The sequence below is a fragment of the Kribbella sp. NPDC056861 genome, from assembly GCF_040687575.1.
Lineage (GTDB): Bacteria > Actinomycetota > Actinomycetes > Propionibacteriales > Kribbellaceae > Kribbella.
On sequence record NZ_JBFBNQ010000008.1, the window covers coordinates 121,141 to 138,592 of the forward strand.

Sequence of the window (17,452 nt, forward strand, 5' to 3'; positions counted from 1 at the left end):
CCTTCCGGTCGATGGGTGCTTTCACCCAGGAGACGAAGCTGCCCAGTACTTCTCTACATCGCTAGGTTGAGGAAATGCGGGAAACTTTTGCGTTCGGTGCCGGGCGGGTCGAGCTGAGCGAGGACGGGGCGGTCGCGGCGGTGCTGCACCCGAGGGGGCGCGCCATGCTGCTCGATGATGGGGTGGTGCACGACCCGGCGCATTACTGGGGCAAGGGCTTCGTGATCACCAGCCACGGCAGCCACCGCTTCGACGCGCCCGACTTCACCCGCTGGCGGCAGACCGGGATCGACCTGCTCTACCGCCTGGGCGAGCTGGAGTTGCGGGTCGGCCGCCGGTTCGGGGAGCACTGGACCGAGACGTACGAAGTACGGAACACCGGTGCAGAAGCAACAACCATCGGGTCACTCGCGATCAGTACGCCGTACCGCGACCTCTACAGCTCGAGCCGCGAAAGCCTCAACGGCGCTGTCCACGCGCATGTCTGGACCGGCGGCGCCGACTCCTGGACCTGGGCAGTGCCGATGGACGGCAGCGGACCCGGGCTCGGCCTGCAACTCACCGAGGGCGAGTTGTGGGCGTACTCCGTGGAGTCTCGCGACGCAGGCACCGGCAGCAATATCCGCGGCCACCTCTACCTCCATCCGACCGACCACGCCCGCGCGCCACACGCGATGGGCGGTCAGCCGCAGATCGTCCTGCAGCCCGGCGAGTCGCACCGCTGGACGTGGCAGCTGGGCTGGCACGACACGCTCGAAGCGTTCCACGCCACTCGCCGGCCGATGATCGACGCGACGACGCTCGCGGCGGAGGTCGGCGAGGAGATCCCCCTCCAGGTCGCCGACCACGCGCAAGGCCCCGCGACGATCACCTCGGACCAGCCTGGCACGCAGTACGTCGAAGCGACCGATGGCAAGGTCACGTCGCGGATCAACGTCCTGTTCCACGAGCCGTTGCGCGAGATCGTCGAGCGCCGCGTGCGGTTCGTCCTCGACCACCAGCGGCCGATCGAGCAGTCGGACAGCCGCCGCTTCTCCTTCGTGCCCTACGACACCGAGACCGGCCTACGGGTTCTCTCCGGCGCCTGGCGCGACTGGTCCGACGCCCGCGAGCGGATCGGCACCGCATTGTTGCTACAGGCAACCAGAGACCAGGGCTGGGGTGATCGCGCCGAGCTGGACGAGGCGCTGACCGGCTACCAGCAGTTCGTCACCGACCACCTGCTCGGCGACGACGGAACGATCAAGGACGACAGCCTGCACGAGTCCAGCGTCCGGCTCTACAACTTCCCCTGGTTCGCCCGCTTCTTCCTCGGCCAGGGCGACACCAGCACAGCGATCCGCATCATCGACCGGTACTACGAACTCGGCGGCGCCCATTTCCTCGCCTTCGACCTCGGCCCGATCCTGCGCGAGCTGGCCAAGGTGGAGCCGAGGATGCGCGATCACCTCACCAACCACGCGCAGGCCTTCCTCGAGTACGGCGACGACCTCCCGCCCCACGAGGTCAACTACGAGCAGTCGATGGTCGCCCCGCTGCTCGAGCTCCTGATCGCCGCCCGCCAGGAAGCCCCCGACGCAATTGATCCAGCAGAGCTCACCCGCCGCCTGCCCTGGCTGACCGCCTTTGCCGCAGACCAGCCCGACGTCCGGATGCGCCACGTTCCGATCCGGCACTGGGACGGCTACTGGTTCGGCGTACTGCGCCAGTGGGGTGACGTCTTCCCGCACTACTGGTCGATTCTCAGTGCCGCGGTCTACCTCACCTGGCCGCGCGACCTCGGCTCGGACAACGCTTGGCTCGCCGCCGCCGGCGACGCGATCCTCAAGGCCAACCTGGTCAACTTCCATCAGGACGGCTCCGCCACCTGCGCGTTCGTCTACCCGAGCTGCGTCAACGGCCGCCCGGCCCACGTCGCCGACCCGCTGGCCAACGACCAGGACTGGGCCCTCGTCTACGCGCTGAGGTTCGGCAGCTTCGCGTAGGCGCGGACCGGGAAGGTGCCGAGGCCGTCGATCCGCGGCGCGGTCGCGGTGAAGAGCGCACCGCTGGACGGAACTCGTGCCAGGCTGGTGAGGTGTTCGACGATCGCGATCCCCGCGCCGAGCAGCAGCGTGTGCGCCGGCCGGGTGCCGTCGGTCATGTCGTCGATGTTGGCGGCATCGATCCCGACCAGCACCGCACCATGGGCGATCAGCCACTCGGCGCCGTCGCGGGTCAGGAAGTGCGGGTTCTCGACGTACTGCGGAGTGCCGAACCGCGCGTCATCGCCCGTGTGCAGCAGAACTGCCTTCCCCTCGACCTCGTGAGCAGCCAGCACCGCCGCGTCGATCCCGCGTTGCTCACCAATCGCGACCACGACCGTCGGCAAGTCAGCGGTGCGTTCGAGACTGAAGCCGGTCAGGTCGTGCCCGTCGGGATAGCGGTGATACGGGCTGTCCAGGTAGGTCCCGGTGTTCGTCACCATGCTGATCCGGCCGATCTCGAACTCGGTGCCAGGTGCATAGATCTCCCGCGACGCCTCACGGGTCAGGTGCTTGCCGAGTTCGGGTCCCGGCAGGTCCGGAAGGGTGACCATCCCGGCGCGGATCACGTGACTCAGTTCGACGTACGCGGGCCTCTGGGAAGTCATGGCCGCCATCATCACCCATCCCTCGGGCCGGTCGCGCCGAACCTCCTCTCGTGATCACGCGACGCAACATCCTGCTGGCCGGAGTTGGTGCCGCCTCGCTGGCCGGACTGGTGATCCAGTCCAGCTGTAGCGGCCAAGGCTCCGGCGGGTCGACGGGTCAGCCTGGGAGCGAGCCGGTGACGATCTCGTACGGCGACGACGAATCGCAGGTCGCGGATCTCTACCTGCCGCCCGGCAGTGGCAAGGTGCCGGTTGCCGTGGTGATCCACGGCGGGTTCTGGATGAGCGGCTACGGCAAGGAACTCGCGACGCCGCTGGCCGAGGATCTCGTCAAGCAGGGCATCGCCGGGTACGCGATCGAGTATCGCCGGGTCGGCAACGGGGGCGGTTGGCCCGCGACCTTCGAGGACGTTGCGGCGGCGATCGACAAGCTGGCCGACCAGCCACGTGTCGACCTCACCAAGGTGGTTGCCGTCGGCCACTCGGCGGGCGGGCATCTTGCCGTTTGGGCCGCGAGTCGCGCCGGGCTGCCGCAGGACGCTCCGGGCGCCAAGCCTCGGGTCCCGCTGACCGGAGCGGTGTCGCAGGCCGGAGTACTGGATCTGGTGAACGCGTACGACGAGCAGGTCGGTGGTGACGCGGTCCCCAGTTTCCTCGGTACGACGCCCGCCAAGGATCGGGCGCGCTATCAGTTGGCGTCGCCGTACGAGAGGTTGCCGCTGAAGGTGCCGGTCGCGCTCGTGCACGGCAAGCGCGACGGGCAAGTGCCGATCGAGCAGAGTCGCCGTTATCGCGATGCCGCTGAGAAGGCCGGCGATCAGGTGAAGCTGACCGAGCTCGACAAGGTCGGCCACTTCGAGCTCATCGATCCACAAGACCGAGCCTGGTCGACCTGTCGTGCGGAAGCCCAGCGTTTACTGGGCCTCTGAGCAGCTCCCGCAGCGCGGTGGTGGCGAACGCGTGCAGGCTGGTGCCGTAGGAGATCCGGGTGGCGCCGAGCGCGATCAGGTCGGCCGCGGTCGGGCCGTCCGGGCTGGCGTGCGCGTTGATCGGGCCGCCGATCTCGTCGGCCAGCGTCTGGAAGATCTCTGCCGGCGCGAAGATCGGGTAGACGCAGTCGACGCCGGCCCGGCGGTACGCGCGGCCGCGGGTGATCGCGTCCTCGACCGTGCCGCCGGTGAAGAAGTTGTCGATGCGGGCGTTGATGACGAGATCAGCCCCGGCAGCAGCCCGTACAGCGCACAGGTGGTCGGCGTGCTGCTGGACATCGACCAGCTTGTCGTCGATGGAGTCCTCGAGATTGCAACCGACCGCGCCGGTCGCCAGCAATCGCTCGGCGAACTCCTGCGGCGCGAGTCCGTAGCCGGCTTCCATGTCGGCCGTCACCGGTACGTCGACCGCGCGGACGATCCTGGCGACCGCCTCGAACATCTCTGCCGGCGGGGTCAGCTGGCCGTCGTCGTACCCGAGCACCCGGGCGACCGCACCACTGCTGGTGGCGATCGCCGGGTAGCCGGCCTCGGCGATGACCCGCGCGCTGACCGGATCCCACGCGTTCGGGAGGATCAGCGGCGTGGGGCCGTGGTGCAGCGCGCGGAACGCCTCTGCCTGGGTCGGCATCGCGGTCAGCTCGGGTCGTAGTGGCCGGGCTCGAGGCGGCAGCTGACGCCGACCCGGTTCCAGGCGTTGATCATGATGATCAGGCCGATCAGCTGCGCCAGTTCCTTCTGGTCGAACGCCTTCGCGGCGATCTCGTAGACGGCGTCCGGGACGTGGTCGACGCTGATCAGCGTGATCGCCTCGGTCAGCTCGAACGCCGCCTGCTCCTGCTCGGTGTAGAACTTGCGCGCCTCCCGCCAGGTGGCGACCAGGTTGACCCGCTGCTCGGTGTCACCCTCGTGCCGGGCGTCCAGGGCGTGCATGTCGAGGCAGTAGGCGCAGCCGTTCAGCTGCGAGGCGCGGATGCGGACCAGGTGCGCCAGCTTCGGGTCGATCCCGAGCGCGGACACCTCGTCCAGCGCGATCAACGCCTGGTAGAACTCCGGGGCGTGGCTGGCGAGCTTGACTCTGCGAACTGTGTTTGTGCTCATGTGGAGAACGCTAGTCGTGGATCGGCCCAGGTGTATGGTCCAATCTTATGGAAGAACGAGGGGCCAATTCTGCGGGTGCCGACCTGCATCTGGACCTGGCGCAGAGCCGGGGCCGCAACGACCTGGTGCAGGCGCTGCACGAGTCGATCCGCTCCGGCCGCCTCCCGGCCGGCACCCAGTTGCCCTCCTCCCGCTCACTGGCGAAAGACCTCGGCATCGCCCGCAACACCGTCGCCGACGCCTACGGTCAGCTGGTAGCCGAAGGCTGGCTGACGGCGAGGCAGGGGTCCGGCACGCTCGTCGCAGACCGAGTGCTCCCGCCGCCCCCCGCGGCTCGCAGACCCGGCGGCGCCCCCACGCCCGGGGGCGGTGGCGTCCCCGCGCCCGGGGACCGTGGCGCCCGCACGCCCGACGGAGCATCTCGCGGCTCCGCCGCGCCCACAGCAGGCAGCGCCCCCGCCCGCGCCTCCTCTTCTTCTCCCGGAATTTCCTTGCCGCAGGCAAGGAAATTCCGGTACGACCTCACCCCAGGCTCCCCGGACGTCTCTACCTTCCCCCGCAGCGAATGGCTGGCAGCAGCAAGAAAAGCGATCCCGGCAGCACCGAACGACGCCTTCGGCTACGGCGACCCCCGCGGCCGGATCGAGCTGCGCGAGAACCTTGCCGACTACCTCGCCCGCGCCCGCGGCGTACGGGCTGATCCCGACCGCATCCTGATCTGCTCCGGCTACGTCCAGGCCCTCAACCTGCTCACCGACGTACTCCGCCAGCAAGGCGCGACCACCATGTCGGTTGAGGAGTTCGGCTACAACCTGCACTGGGACGTCATCCGCTCCCGCGGCCTGCAACCAACCCCGGTGCCGGTCGACGAACACGGCGTCCAGGCCGACCAACTCACAGGCCAAGCAGCCCTCCTCACCCCAGCCCACCAGATGCCACTGGGCGTCCCGCTAGCCCCAGACCGCCGTACCAAAGCCGTCGAGTGGGCCCGCGAAACCGGCGCGATCCTCATCGAGGACGACTACGACGGCGAGTTCCGCTACGACCGCCAGCCAGTAGGTGCGCTGCAAGCCCTAGACCCCGAGCGCGTCGTCTACACCGGTACTGCGAGCAAAAGCCTGGCCCCCGCCCTGCGGCTCGCCTGGATGGTCCTGCCGGAGCACCTGATGGAGCCGGTCCTGGAGGTCAAGCGCACCACCGACCTGCTGACCGCCACCCTCGACCAGCTCGTCCTAGCGGAGTTCATCGCTTCCGGCCACTACGACCGCCACGTACGCCGTACGCGCCAGCACTACCGCCGTCGCCGCGACCACCTGGTCGAGCTACTCGCAGTCAGGGCTCCCGGGGTCACAGTCGCCGGCATCTCGGCCGGCCTGCACGTGCTCCTCGACGTAACGGGTGAAGCCGCCGACATGGTCGCCCGCGCCGAACGCCAGGGCCTGCTGATCGCCTCGCTCGACAGGTATCGCTTCACCCCGGACCCAGCGGCCCGGCAAGCCTTGATCGTCGGCTACGGCACCCCGCCCGACCACTCGTACAACGGCGCTCTCGACCTGCTCTGTCAGGTCCTGGCGGTCTAGCGCCGGAGTTTGCGAAGGATGGCCGCGAGGTCAGCCCGCTCCGCCTCGTCGAGGACGCTGAAGTAGGCCTCGGCCTCTGCATCACGAGAGGCGCGAATCGCCTCGCCGACCCGAGACCCCTCGCCGGTCGGCGCCACCAGCGTCGCCCGCCGGTCCTGTGGATCGGGGCGCCGCTCGGCCAGCCCTCGATCCTGCAGCGCGTCAACCACCTCCGTGGTTGAGCGGGCCGCGATGCGCAGGTGCTCGGAGAGCTCGCTGAGCCGCAGCGAACCCTCCCGGAGCAGTACGCCGAGGGCACGCGCCTGGGACGGCGCGATGTCCCACGGCGCCAGCGTCTCCTTGCGCAGATGGCGGAGCTGATGAGCCACCCCCCAGAACATCTCGGGCAGCGTCTCCTCGTCGTCATCGGCCATGGGAATACCGTACCAACCAATCCTGTTGTACCCTCATAGTGAGGTAACCTCAGCAAATTCTTCCAGTAGAACGGTGCTTGCCTTGGATCACGAAAACCAGGAACGAGGTCGCCCCGGAGGCGGCCGGAAGTCAGCCACAGCCGCCGAGAAGGCCCAGGCCCGCGAGGTGTCGCTGGGCCGGATCGGCCGGCTCTTCGCCCCCCACAAACTCTCCCTCGCCGTCGTCACGGCGATCATCGTCGCCTCGTCCGTGGTGGCGATGGCATCCCCCTTTCTGCTGCGCGCCGTCATCGACACGGCCCTGCCGCAACAGGACCTCCAGCTGCTGATCTGGCTGGTGATCGGCATGGTCGCCGTCGCCGCGGTCACCTCGGCCCTGGGCGTCGTCCAGACCTGGATCAGCACCAGGGTCGGCCAGCAGATCATGCACCGCCTGCGCACCGGCGTCTTCGCCCACCTGCAGCGCCAGTCGATCGCCTTCTTCACCCGGACCCGTACCGGCGAGGTGCAGTCGCGGATCACCAACGACATCGGCGGGATGGAGCCGGTCGTCACCTCGACCGCCACCTCGATCGCCGCCAACCTGACCACCGCGATCGCCACCAGCGTCGCCATGCTCGCGCTGTCGTGGCAGCTCTCGCTGATCTCGCTCGTCGTGATGCCGCCGTCCATCTACCTGACTCGCAAGGTCGCCCGGATGCGCCGCGAGATCACCGCGCAACGGCAGCGTGAACTGGCCGATCTCAACGTCACGGTCGAGGAAGGCCTGTCGATCAGCGGCGTACAGCTCAGCAAGACCATGGGCACCTCGGACAGCCTGATCGAGCGCTTCACCGAGTCGTCGACCCGGCTGATCGACCTGGAGCTCCGCTCGGAGCTGGCCGGTCGCTGGCGGATGGCGTCGATGAGCGTCATCTTCGCCGCCATCCCGGCGATCATCTACCTGAGCGCCGGCCTGCCGATGACGGCCGGAACGCTGTCCATCGGCACCCTGATCGCCTTCACCACCTTGCAGGCCGGGCTGTTCCGGCCGCTGATGGGGCTGCTCAACGTCGGCGTCGCGCTGACCAGTTCGCTGGCCCTGTTCGCGCGGATCTTCGAGTACCTCGACCTCCCGATCGACGTGAACGACCCGGCCGACCCGGTCGAGCTCGATCCGTCCCGTCTGCAAGGCCATGTGCGCTTCGAGGACGTCACCTTCGTCTACCCGGGCAGCGAAACCGCCGCGGTGGCCGGCATCAGCCTGGACGTCCCGGCCGGTACGACGCTGGCCCTGGTCGGCGAGACCGGCTCGGGCAAGAGCACTCTCGCTTCACTGGTCGCGCGGCTCTACGACCCGACCAGCGGACGCGTCACCATCGACGGAATCGATCTGCGAGACCTGCGGCTGGCCGATCTGGCCTCCGTGGTCGGCGTCGTCAGCCAGGAGACCTACCTGCTGCACACGACGGTGCGCGAGAACCTGCGCTACGCCAAGCCCGACGCCACCGACGCCGAGATCGAGGACGCGGCCCGCGCCGCCCAGGTGCACGACTTGATCGCCGGCCTCCCGGACGGCTACGAAACCATGGTCGGGTCCCGGGGCCACCGCTTCTCCGGCGGCGAGAAGCAGCGGATCGCGATCGCCCGCACGCTGCTGCGCAACCCCCGAGTACTGGTCCTGGACGAGGCGACCAGTGCGCTGGACACCGAGACCGAGCGCGCGGTTCAGCAGGCGTTCGACCGCCTCGCCGAGGGCCGTACGACGATCACCATCGCGCACCGCCTCTCGACGGTGCGGGATGCCGACCAGCTCGCCGTGATCGACCACGGTCGGGTGATCGAGTCCGGAACCCACGCCAGCCTGCTCGACAGCAACGGCCGCTACGCCCGCCTGGCCGGCGCGGCTCAAGCAGCCTGATTGACCAGCGCCAGTACTTCGTCCGCGCAGCCCCAGGACAACGTGACGCCGGAACCGCCGTGGCCATAGCAGTGGATGACCTGACGGTCTCCGGTCCGCACGCTCTCGCAGCGCACGGTCGGCCTCGCCGGTCGCAGCCCGACCCGGTGCTTGAGCACTTTCGCCTTACGCAGTTGGGGAACCAGCGTGATCGCGCGCTCGAGGATCTCCGCGGCGGTCTTCTCGTCGGCCTTGAGATCCCAGTTGCCCGGCTGGCCGGTGCCGCCCACCACGATGTCCTGCGAACGCGGTACGACGTAACAAAGCTCTTCGGCGCTGGTGTCGGCCATCATCCACTCGGTCAGCCCGAACTGCTCGACAGTGAACACCTGCCCGCGAATCGGCGTCACGGTCGAGTCGGCCGCCGTCAGCCTGGCACCGATGCCAGCACAGTTCACCACGATGTCGGCCGTGTTCGGCAGCGCCGACAACGCCGCCCGGTTGAGTGTCCCGCCGGCTGTCTCGAGCCGTTTCACCAAGTACTGCAGGTAGCTCGGCATCTCCACCACCGGCGTCGTGAACGCCCAGCCGTCCCGGAACCCCGGCAGCGGCGAACCGATCCGCTCCAGATCAGGCAGCACATCCGCCCAGACCGGATCAGCCAACGGCTCCCGCAGATACTCCTTGCCGTGCCGCAGTTGCACCGACGGCTCCGACCCGGCCAGCTTCACGAACTCGTCGTACGACGACCGCGCCCACCCCGCGACCCGATCACCCGCCGACAGGAACGGATACCAGATCGCGGCCGCCACCGCCGAGGTCGTCTCCAATGGCAGATCCCTCGCGAACACCGCCACGTCGTACCCCGACTCGGCCAACCTGACAGCACAACTGAGCCCGATCACTCCAGCTCCGACCACGATGACGCGCATTCACGCATTGTGTCGCCCTTCAGCCACTCCCGCTACCTGCGTGGGAGTGGCTGAAGGCAACGATCGGTGCCAGCTACTCGACGGTGACCGACTTGGCCAGGTTGCGGGGCTTGTCGACGTCGTGGCCGAGGGCGACGGCGGCGTAGTACGCGATGATCTGGAGCGGGATGGTGAGCAGGATCGGGTCGAGTTCCGGCTCGTTCTTCGGGACCTCGATCACGGCCGCGGCACCGTCCGGGACGTCGACGCCGGGGTGGGTGACGACGTACAGCGGGCCGGAGCGGGCGGCTATCTCGTGCAGGGCGCCGATGTTGCGGTCCAGCAGTTCGTCCTTGGGGACGATCGCGACGCTGGGGACGTCCGGGGAGATCAGGGCCAGCGGGCCGTGCTTCAGCTCGGAGGTCTGGTACGCCTCGGCGTGCCGGTAGGAGATCTCCTTGAGCTTCTGCGCGCCTTCGCGGGCGACCGGGTAGCCGCGGGTGCGGCCGACGAAGAAGATGCTCTCGTGCTTGGAGAGGCGGCCGGCGATCTTGCCCAGCTCCTCCTCCTGGTCGACGATCGCCTGGATCTGGTCGGGGATCTTCTTCAGGCCCTCGATCAGGCGGCGGCCGTCGGCCGGCGAGACGTCGCGGATCCGGCCGAGGTGGATGCCGAGCATGGCGAACGCGACGGCCATGTTGGTGAGCGCCTTGGTGGACGCGACCGAGACCTCAGGGCCGGCGTGCAGGTAGACGCCGCCGTCGACCTCACGGGCGATGCTGGAGCCGACCGCGTTGACCAGGCCGATCACCCGGCCGCCCTTGCGCTTCAGCTCCTGTACTGCGACCAGCGTGTCCAGCGTCTCGCCGGACTGGCTGACCGCGACGTACAGGGTGTCGCGCTCGACCACCGGGTTGCGGTAGCGGAACTCCGACGCCGGCTCGGCGTCGGCGGGGATCCGGGCCACCTCCTCGATGAACTGGGCGCCCATCTGGCCGGCGTAGTACGCCGAACCGCAGCCGAGGATCTTGACCCGCTTGATCTCCCGGGCCTCCCGCGCGTCCATGTTCAGCCCGCCCAGGTGGACGGTGTGGAAGCGCTCGTCCAGGCGGCCGCGGAGGGCGCGCTGGACGGCCTCCGGCTGCTCGTGGATCTCCTTCATCATGAAGTGCTCGTGCAGGCCGCGCTCGTACTCGTCGGCGCTCCACTCGACCGTCTTCGGGGTGTTCGTGGTCGGCGACGCGTCCTGGGTGAAGGTGCGGTAGCCGTCCGCCTTCACGGTGGCCAGCTCGCCGTCGGCCAGGTAGACGACCTGCCGGGTGTAGCGGATCAGCGCGGCCGCGTCGGAGGCGACGTGCATCTCGCCGTCGCCGATGCCGAGGATCAGCGGGCTGCCGTTACGGGCGACCACGATCCGGTCGGGGAAGTCCAGGTCGACCACGGCGATGCCGTAGGTGCCCTCGATCCGGCGCAGCGCGGCCATCACCTTCTCCTCGAGGGTGGCGCCGTCGGACTGCTCGATCAGGTGCGCGAGTACCTCGGTGTCGGTCTCGGAGCGCAGCTTGACGCCGGCGTCCTCGAGCTGACGGCGCAGCGCGCCGGCGTTGTCGAAGATGCCGTTGTGGACGACGGCGATCCGCTCGTTGCCGCTGGCGTGCGGGTGCGCGTTGTCCTTGCTCGGGCCGCCGTGGGTGGCCCAGCGGGTGTGGCCGATGCCGAGCTTGCCGCCGAACCGCTTGGGCAGCGACGCCTCCAGCTCACGGACCCGGCCGGCGTCCTTGTGCACCTTCAGCTCGCTGGACCCGAGCACGGCCACTCCGGCCGAGTCGTAGCCGCGGTACTCCAGCCGGGCCAGGCCGTCCACCAGGATCGGCGCGGCAGGTTTGGTGCCGACGTATCCGACGATTCCGCACATGGGGAGGGGTGTTCCTTTCGTGGGGGTACTGGTTATCCGTAGACGATCCGGCGCAGCTGGCGGGCCGACAGCTCGGGGGAGCGGACGGGCCAGTGCTGCAGCTCGGTGCCGAGCTTGGCGAAGATCTCTTCGTTGCGGGCGCCGTAGGTCTGCAGCTCGCGGTGCCGGCGCCGGACGTACTGCTCGGTCGTCTCGGTGAAGTAGGCGAGGACGTCGGCGACCACCCGTCGGGCGTCGTCCGGCGTCAAACCGGTGGTGCGGCTGACCTGGTCAACGAGGTCCTCGCTGGGGTCTGCCGCCTCACTCATCACCCGGTCACTCTGCAGTGAAACGGGGTGCATTGGCAAAGATCTGCCCGAATTCGGGCAATCTTTACCTGACTCAGAAGAGACGGAGTACGTCGGACTCCATGCCGCGGAGCAGGTCGTAGTCGACCGTGACGCACTCCAGGCCGCGGTCGGTGGCCAGGAACTGGGCCTGCGGCTTGATCAGCTGGGCGGCGAAGATGCCGCGCACCGGGGCCAGCAGCGGGTCGCGGTTGAGCAGTTCGACGTACCGGGTGAGCTGCTCGACGCCGTCGATCTCGCCGCGGCGCTTGATCTCGACCGCCACGTGCTTGCCGTCGGCGTCGCGGCAGAGCAGGTCGACCGGGCCGATCGCGGTCGGGTACTCCCGGCGTACCAGGGTGAAGCCTTCGCCGAAGGTGTGCACGTGCTCAGCCAGCAGCTCCTGCAGGTGCGCCTCGACGCCGTCCTTGATCAGCCCTGGGTCCAGGCCCAGCTCGTACGACGAATCGCTGAGCACCTCCTCGAAGGTGATCCGCAACTCCTCACCGGCCTTGTTGGTGACGCTCCAGACGCCTTCCTCCTCCGTCAGCTTGCACGGCGGGGACATCCAGTTCAGCGGCTTGTACGACCCGCCGTCGGCGTGGATCAGGACGGAGCCGTCCGCCTTCACCATCAGCAGCCGGGGCGCCATCGGAAGATGGGCGGTCAGCCGGCCGGAGTAGTCCACTGAGCAACGAGCAATCACCAGGCGCACGAGAAAGCACCGTAGTCCACCCGGTACCCAACGCGCATGGCGCCCGGCCGTGTGGCGGTGAGAGGCTGGTCGGCATGAAGCCCAAGATCAGCCTGAAGACCCGGCTGGAGTACGACGCGGTCGCCAAGGGGCTCGCCGACGCCGGCGTGGTCGAGGGCAGCATGTTCGGCATGCCGTGCCTGAAGATCGAGAAGAAGATGCTGGCCGGGCTGTTCGGCGACGCGATGACCTTCAAGCTCCCCCCGGAGCCGCGCGCCGAAGCCCTGGAGCTGAGCGGCGCGGAGGCGTTCGACCCAGGCATGGGCCAGCCGATGAAGGAGTGGGTGGTGGTCCCGCTCGAGCACGCCGACCGCTGGCCGGGGTACGCCGAACAGGCCCTGGAGTTCGTCCGGCCGTGAACCTGATGTGCCCGGCGAGGCTGATCCTGCTGCCACCCGGCTCGCGGGCCTATCTCGCCGGTGAGCGGGTTGCCGGGGTCTACGCGACCCCGGACGCCGAGGAGCCGGCCGCCCGGCTGGCCGAGGAACTCGGCATCCGGCTGACCCTGCTGCCGATGCCGGCCCCGGCCGAGGTGGTGGTTCGGGAGATTGCCGATCAGCATCGTGGTGAGACCGTGGTGGTGATCGCCCTCACGCTGGATCTCGGTCTTCAGCTTCCGGCGGTGATCGAGCACGAAGGCGATGGCTGGGTCGTCGTACCGGTGTCCGGCCCGGCGAGATGATCCGCGCGGGAGTGGTGCTGCTCGGAGCCGACGGGATCGCGGCAATCGAGCGGGTCAGGGACGGGATGACCTACTACACGCTGCCCGGCGGGGGAGTCGAGGACGGCGAGAGTCCGCAGGAGGCGGCGATTCGCGAGACGCATGAGGAGCTCGGACTGATCGTGCGGGTGGATGGGCTGGTCGCTGCGGTGCATTTCCGGGGGAGTACGCAGTACTACTACCGCGCTGAGGTGCTCGGTGGGGAGTTCGGGACCGGGGCCGGCGAGGAGCTGAGCAGTCCGGCTGACTCGAAGGCTGGGAGCTACAAGGCGGTGTGGATCGAGCCGAGGCAGCTCGCAGTACTGGATGTGCGGCCGGCCTCGATCGCCAAAGCTCTGGCCGCTGCGACGGACCACGCCCGGCTGCTGGACGACTGGCTGCGGACCCCGCTGCTCAGCGACGAGGTGTGAGGTTCCACTCTCTGGTGACACAGCTCATGTGCGGACCACTGGGGTGACTGGCACACTTCGAGCCATGGCGCGCGAACTGAAGACGGTCGGAGTGGTCGGTCTCGGCACGATGGGGGCCGGTATCGCGGAGGTGTTCGCCCGGCACGGGCTGAGCGTCGTCGGGGTGGAGCGTGACCAGGGTGCGGTGGACCGTGGGCGCGGGCACATCCAGCACTCGACCGATCGCGCGGTCAAGCGCGGCAAGTTGTCGGTCGAGGACCAGCAGGCGCTGTTCGACCGGGTCACCTTCGCCACCGAGATCGAGGCGCTGGCCGACTGCGACCTGGTGATCGAGGCCGTGATCGAGCGGCTGGAGCTGAAGCGGGAGATCTTCTCCGCGCTCGACAAGGTGGTCCGCGAGGACGCCATCCTGGCCACCAACACCTCCAGTCTGTCGGTCACCGAGATCTCGGTCGCCACCCAGCGTCCGCGTCGCGTGGTCGGGATGCACTTCTTCAACCCGGCCCCGGTGCAGGAGTTCGTCGAGGTGATCAAGACCGTCGTCACCGAGCCGGACGTGGTCGAGGACGTGCTCGAGCTGGCCCGTCGGCTCGACAAGGTCCCGGTGGTCGCCGCCGACCGGGCCGGCTTCATCGCCAACGCGCTGCTGTTCGGCTACCTGAACCACGCCGTCTCGATGGTCGAGTCGCGCTACGCCACTCGCGAGGACGTCGACGCGGCGATGCGGCTCGGCTGCGGCTACCCGATGGGTCCGCTCGCGCTGCTGGACCTGATCGGCCTCGACACGGCGTACGAGATCCTCGACACGATGTACAAGCAAGGCCGTAACCGGCTGCACGCGCCGTCGCCGATCCTCAAGCAGATGGTCACCGCCGGGCTGCTCGGCCGCAAGACCGGCCGCGGCTTCTACACCTACGAGTCGGCCGACTCGCCGGTTGTCGTCGACGACGACCTCACGCCGTCCACCTCGGCCGGGCCGCCCGCGGTCCGCCGCGTCGAGCAGGTTGCCGTGGTCGGGTCGGGCACGATGGCCGTCGGCATCATCGAGGTCTGCGCCAAGGCCGGGTACGAGGTGCTGTACGTCGCCCGCGGCACCGAGAAGGTCGACAAGGTCAAGGCCGGCCTCGAACGCTCACTGGAGAAGGGCGTCCAGCGCGGCAAGCTCTCCTCGGAGGAGCGCGACGCGGCGCTGTCCAGGATCACCGGTACGGCGAAGCTCGACGACCTGGCCACCGCCGACCTGGTGATCGAGGCCGTGGTCGAGGAGCTCAGCGTCAAGCAGGCGCTGTTCGAGACCTTCGACGAGATCTGCAAGCCGGGCGCGATCCTGGCCACCACCACCTCCAGCCTGCCGGTGATCGACCTGGCGATGGCGACCAAGCGCCCCGCCGACGTGGTCGGCCTGCACTTCTTCAACCCGGCCCCGGTGATGAAGCTGGTCGAGGTGGTCAGCACCGTCAGCACCGCCCCCGAGGTCGCCGACACCGTCGCCGCCCTGGCAGTTGCCGCCGGCAAGCACCCGGTGCGCTGCGGCGACCGGGCCGGCTTCATCGTCAACGCGCTGCTGTTCCCGTACCTGAACGACGCGGTTCGGATGCTCGAGGCGCACTACGCCGGCGTCGAGGACATCGACGCCGCGATGAAGCTCGGCTGCCGCCTCCCGATGGGCCCGTTCGAGCTGCTCGACGTGGTCGGCCTGGACGTCTCGCTCGCGATCCAGCGCACCCTGTACCTCGAGTTCCGCGAGCCAGGCTTCGCCCCGGCCCCGCTGCTCGAACACCTGGTCACCGCGGGCTACCTAGGCCGCAAGACCGGCCGAGGCTTCCGCGACTACTCCAGCTGAGCTCCGGAGCTGACAAACTCCGGAGCGTGTTGAGCGTCGTCTTCTACTTGCTGGCCGTGGCCACGGCGATCGGTCTGATCGGGATGGACGGCCTGGTCGGCGCGGACTGGCCGAACTGGTCGTCGACCATGGTGCTGGTCTGCCTGACCTTCCTGCCCGCGACCTGGGTGCTGACCGGGATCTCAGCGGGGGTCAGCAAGATCGCCCGCTGGTTCCTGGCTGCGGCCGTCAGGGCGTGTGTCATCCGGGTGATCTGGAGCCTGTACGACGCGGGCACGCGAGCCGGGTACGCCGCGATCGCCGTCGCGCCCTTCCTCGTGCTCCTCGTACTGGCCGTCCTGCTGCTCGTCTACGCGTGGCCGCGGTCAGTTGCCGCCGAGCTCGCGAAGGTTGCCCAGGCCAACGGGTGGCAGTCGTCTCGCGAGCTGCCCAAGGAGCTGATCTTCCCGACCAGCGAGCTTCCGCTGCCGGTCGGTCGGGCGACGGTCGTGCGCAACGTCGTACGGACGCCGGAGGGGATCGCGTTCGAGGTTCGCTGGCTGGAGTGGCATGGGCCGCTGGTACGGCGTCGGCGGCTTGCGGTCTTCGTCGGGCGGCAACTGGCGGCGAAGCTTCCGCCGTTGGAGGTGCGGCCGGGGAGCGCGCTGACCAGGTCGGATCTGTCGTTGGAGAGCGCTGAGTTCAACCGCTCGTTCGACGTGCTCGGGGAGGACAGCCGGTACGTGATGGCGATGCTGCATCCGCGGGCGATGCAGATCCTGCTCGACGGCCGCCCGATCGGTTTGGTGGTTGCCGGAGATGCGCTCGCGGCGTACGACGCGGGTGGTCTCGACGCCGCCTCGCTCGTCCGTGGCATCACGACAATCCAGCGTCTGCAGACAGTCCTGCCACCCCACGTCCTCGACCAATGGGGCACCTACCGAGGTACCGCGACCAGCTCCCGCCTACGCTTCAGCGGACCGCCGTGGAGTTCCTCGCCCGGCGCGTTCGTCCTGCGCCTGGTCGCCTTGTCGACAGGTCTGCTCGGGGCGACACTCGCCGCTTGCTTGCTCGCAGCAACAGCCGAGAAACATGCCACCGGCATCGACTTCGAGCCCGCTCAACCCCTGCAGGCGTTGGTGATCAGCGCCGTCGTACTGATCACCGTCGCAATCGGTTGCGGCCTCGCGTCACGACCGCGGCCGGCTCAGGGCTCCGCGGTGGCGTAGTCGCCGCACGGGCCGCCGCCGATCGCTTCGGGGATCACAGTGGTTCGGCGGTCCGGACGGACGAGCGGGTTGTAGAAGGTGGCGATCTCGGTGCTCTCCGCCGGGATGTAGTGGAAGATCAGCGCGCGGCGGAAGCGGTCGGCGCTGGTGTTCGGCCGGGAGCCGTGCACGACGCTGCCGTGGAAGAAGAGCACGTCACCGGCCTTCATCCGCGTCTGCACCTTGCTGAGGCCGTCGGGGATCGCCACCTCGGCATTGGTGAACGACTCGGTCAGATCGGCCTCCTCGGGACAGAGCAGCTCGACCTCGTGGGAGCCGGGGACCACCGCGAGGCCGCCGTTCTCCGCGTCCACGTCGTCGATCGCGATCCAGGCGGCCAGGCAGGTCTCCGGGTGCGACCGCAGGAAGGTGTTGTCCTGGTGCATCGCCTGCCCGCGCGCGCCCGGCGGCTTGAAGTAGAACATCGACTGGGCGCCCAGCGCCGGGCCGATCAGCGTCTCGACGACATCGAGGATCCGGCTGTCGACCATCCACTCCAGGGCCAGCCGGCCGGCCTCCACCTCGGTCCGCCGATGCGGGTGGACGAACCGCGGGTACTTCGCGAGCGGGTCGTCCGCCGGTACGCCGTCGTCGATCGCCAGCGAGAGGTCCAGCTCGACCTGGGTCATGTATGCCGCCCTGATCTGCTCGACCTCGGCGGGACTGAGCACCCCGGGCACCTGGACGATCCCGTCCCGGCCGTACACCTCTGCAACTGTGCTGGTCATGTC

The 17,452-nt window shown here is 68.9% G+C and carries 18 protein-coding genes; 9 read left to right on the plus strand and 9 right to left on the minus strand.

The features are described from left to right. The first annotated feature begins 74 nt into the window (after positions 1-74). On the plus strand, positions 75-1,985 hold the full coding sequence (locus AB0P21_RS34950; RefSeq protein WP_363702567.1) for a hypothetical protein: 1,911 nt from the start codon (positions 75-77) through the stop codon (positions 1,983-1,985). Here the strand turns inward: AB0P21_RS34950 and AB0P21_RS34955 are convergent. Then, positions 1,955-2,632 (minus strand): cyclase family protein, encoded by a 678-nt coding sequence (locus AB0P21_RS34955; protein ID WP_363702569.1) that lies wholly within the window; start codon positions 2,630-2,632, stop codon positions 1,955-1,957. The two genes, AB0P21_RS34950 and AB0P21_RS34955, sit on opposite strands and share 31 nt — an antisense overlap. A 50-nt stretch (positions 2,633-2,682) precedes the next feature. Between AB0P21_RS34955 and AB0P21_RS34960 the strand changes: the two genes are divergently transcribed. Next, the gene (locus AB0P21_RS34960; protein WP_363702571.1) at positions 2,683-3,561 is read left to right on the plus strand and encodes an alpha/beta fold hydrolase; all 879 of its coding nucleotides are present in this window, start codon (positions 2,683-2,685) and stop codon (positions 3,559-3,561) included. On the opposite strand, the gene AB0P21_RS34965 is transcribed toward AB0P21_RS34960, so the two are convergent. Then, complete coding sequence (locus tag AB0P21_RS34965; protein WP_363702573.1) at positions 3,494-4,252, minus strand: isocitrate lyase/phosphoenolpyruvate mutase family protein; 759 nt, start codon at positions 4,250-4,252, stop codon at positions 3,494-3,496. The two genes, AB0P21_RS34960 and AB0P21_RS34965, sit on opposite strands and share 68 nt — an antisense overlap. 5 nt (positions 4,253-4,257) lie before the next feature. Next, the gene (locus tag AB0P21_RS34970) at positions 4,258-4,722 is read right to left on the minus strand and encodes a carboxymuconolactone decarboxylase family protein (RefSeq protein WP_363702575.1); all 465 of its coding nucleotides are present in this window, start codon (positions 4,720-4,722) and stop codon (positions 4,258-4,260) included. A gap of 47 nt (positions 4,723-4,769) precedes the next feature. Here AB0P21_RS34970 and AB0P21_RS34975 point away from each other — a divergent pair, with 47 nt between their 5' ends. Continuing rightward, the gene (locus tag AB0P21_RS34975) at positions 4,770-6,302 is read left to right on the plus strand and encodes a PLP-dependent aminotransferase family protein (protein ID WP_363702577.1); all 1,533 of its coding nucleotides are present in this window, start codon (positions 4,770-4,772) and stop codon (positions 6,300-6,302) included. Here the strand turns inward: AB0P21_RS34975 and AB0P21_RS34980 are convergent. Beyond that, complete coding sequence (locus AB0P21_RS34980; RefSeq protein WP_363702579.1) at positions 6,299-6,715, minus strand: MarR family transcriptional regulator; 417 nt, start codon at positions 6,713-6,715, stop codon at positions 6,299-6,301. The two genes, AB0P21_RS34975 and AB0P21_RS34980, sit on opposite strands and share 4 nt — an antisense overlap. Before the next feature lie 82 nt (positions 6,716-6,797). Here AB0P21_RS34980 and AB0P21_RS34985 point away from each other — a divergent pair, with 82 nt between their 5' ends. Next, entirely contained in the window at positions 6,798-8,615 is a 1,818-nt protein-coding gene (locus AB0P21_RS34985) for an ABC transporter ATP-binding protein (RefSeq protein ID WP_363702581.1), read from the plus strand. Here the strand turns inward: AB0P21_RS34985 and AB0P21_RS34990 are convergent. From AB0P21_RS34990 to nucS, 4 genes are all read right to left on the minus strand, one after another. Then, entirely contained in the window at positions 8,603-9,526 is a 924-nt protein-coding gene (locus AB0P21_RS34990) for an FAD-dependent oxidoreductase (protein ID WP_363702583.1), read from the minus strand. The genes AB0P21_RS34985 and AB0P21_RS34990 overlap by 13 nt on opposite strands. 73 nt (positions 9,527-9,599) lie before the next feature. Next, positions 9,600-11,420 (minus strand): glutamine--fructose-6-phosphate transaminase (isomerizing), encoded by a 1,821-nt coding sequence (gene glmS / locus AB0P21_RS34995; protein WP_363702585.1) that lies wholly within the window; start codon positions 11,418-11,420, stop codon positions 9,600-9,602. 32 nt (positions 11,421-11,452) lie between these two features. After that, positions 11,453-11,728 carry a hypothetical protein gene (locus AB0P21_RS35000; protein WP_363702587.1) on the minus strand — a complete coding sequence of 92 codons (276 nt, stop codon included), beginning with the start codon at positions 11,726-11,728 and terminating at the stop codon, positions 11,453-11,455. Positions 11,729-11,801: 73 nt separating this feature from the next. Continuing rightward, a complete protein-coding gene (gene nucS, locus AB0P21_RS35005; RefSeq protein ID WP_363702589.1) occupies positions 11,802-12,461 on the minus strand; it encodes an endonuclease NucS in 660 nt (219 codons plus the stop codon). 74 nt (positions 12,462-12,535) lie between these two features. Between nucS and AB0P21_RS35010 the strand changes: the two genes are divergently transcribed. The 5 genes from AB0P21_RS35010 (at position 12,536) to AB0P21_RS35030 (ending at position 16,682) form a co-directional block, all read left to right on the plus strand. Next, entirely contained in the window at positions 12,536-12,859 is a 324-nt protein-coding gene (locus AB0P21_RS35010) for a hypothetical protein (protein ID WP_363702591.1), read from the plus strand. Then, entirely contained in the window at positions 12,856-13,182 is a 327-nt protein-coding gene (locus tag AB0P21_RS35015; protein ID WP_363702593.1) for a hypothetical protein, read from the plus strand. The genes AB0P21_RS35010 and AB0P21_RS35015 overlap by 4 nt, the downstream gene beginning before the upstream one ends. Continuing rightward, positions 13,179-13,631, plus strand: coding sequence for an NUDIX domain-containing protein (locus AB0P21_RS35020; protein ID WP_363702595.1), 453 nt, complete (start codon positions 13,179-13,181; stop codon positions 13,629-13,631). The genes AB0P21_RS35015 and AB0P21_RS35020 overlap by 4 nt, the downstream gene beginning before the upstream one ends. A gap of 64 nt (positions 13,632-13,695) precedes the next feature. Beyond that, a complete protein-coding gene (locus tag AB0P21_RS35025; protein WP_363702597.1) occupies positions 13,696-15,474 on the plus strand; it encodes a 3-hydroxybutyryl-CoA dehydrogenase in 1,779 nt (592 codons plus the stop codon). A 26-nt stretch (positions 15,475-15,500) separates the two neighbouring features. Next, complete coding sequence (locus AB0P21_RS35030; protein WP_363702599.1) at positions 15,501-16,682, plus strand: hypothetical protein; 1,182 nt, start codon at positions 15,501-15,503, stop codon at positions 16,680-16,682. On the opposite strand, the gene AB0P21_RS35035 is transcribed toward AB0P21_RS35030, so the two are convergent. Continuing rightward, the gene (locus tag AB0P21_RS35035; RefSeq protein ID WP_363702601.1) at positions 16,661-17,449 is read right to left on the minus strand and encodes a phytanoyl-CoA dioxygenase family protein; all 789 of its coding nucleotides are present in this window, start codon (positions 17,447-17,449) and stop codon (positions 16,661-16,663) included. The genes AB0P21_RS35030 and AB0P21_RS35035 overlap by 22 nt on opposite strands. Positions 17,450-17,452 lie beyond the last annotated feature (3 nt).

Coding starts and splice junctions, on each gene's coding strand:
- AB0P21_RS34950 (WP_363702567.1), top strand. CDS start 75: ATGCGGGAAACTTTTGCGTTCGGTGCCGGGCGGGTCGAGCTGAGCGAG.
- AB0P21_RS34955 (WP_363702569.1), bottom strand. CDS start 2,632: ATGACTTCCCAGAGGCCCGCGTACGTCGAACTGAGTCACGTGATCCGC.
- AB0P21_RS34965 (WP_363702573.1), bottom strand. CDS start 4,252: ATGCCGACCCAGGCAGAGGCGTTCCGCGCGCTGCACCACGGCCCCACG.
- AB0P21_RS34970 (WP_363702575.1), bottom strand. CDS start 4,722: ATGAGCACAAACACAGTTCGCAGAGTCAAGCTCGCCAGCCACGCCCCG.
- AB0P21_RS34975 (WP_363702577.1), top strand. CDS start 4,770: ATGGAAGAACGAGGGGCCAATTCTGCGGGTGCCGACCTGCATCTGGAC.
- AB0P21_RS34980 (WP_363702579.1), bottom strand. CDS start 6,715: ATGGCCGATGACGACGAGGAGACGCTGCCCGAGATGTTCTGGGGGGTG.
- AB0P21_RS34990 (WP_363702583.1), bottom strand. CDS start 9,526: ATGCGCGTCATCGTGGTCGGAGCTGGAGTGATCGGGCTCAGTTGTGCT.
- glmS (WP_363702585.1), bottom strand. CDS start 11,420: ATGTGCGGAATCGTCGGATACGTCGGCACCAAACCTGCCGCGCCGATC.
- AB0P21_RS35000 (WP_363702587.1), bottom strand. CDS start 11,728: ATGAGTGAGGCGGCAGACCCCAGCGAGGACCTCGTTGACCAGGTCAGC.
- AB0P21_RS35010 (WP_363702591.1), top strand. CDS start 12,536: ATGAAGCCCAAGATCAGCCTGAAGACCCGGCTGGAGTACGACGCGGTC.
- AB0P21_RS35020 (WP_363702595.1), top strand. CDS start 13,179: ATGATCCGCGCGGGAGTGGTGCTGCTCGGAGCCGACGGGATCGCGGCA.
- AB0P21_RS35025 (WP_363702597.1), top strand. CDS start 13,696: ATGGCGCGCGAACTGAAGACGGTCGGAGTGGTCGGTCTCGGCACGATG.
- AB0P21_RS35035 (WP_363702601.1), bottom strand. CDS start 17,449: ATGACCAGCACAGTTGCAGAGGTGTACGGCCGGGACGGGATCGTCCAG.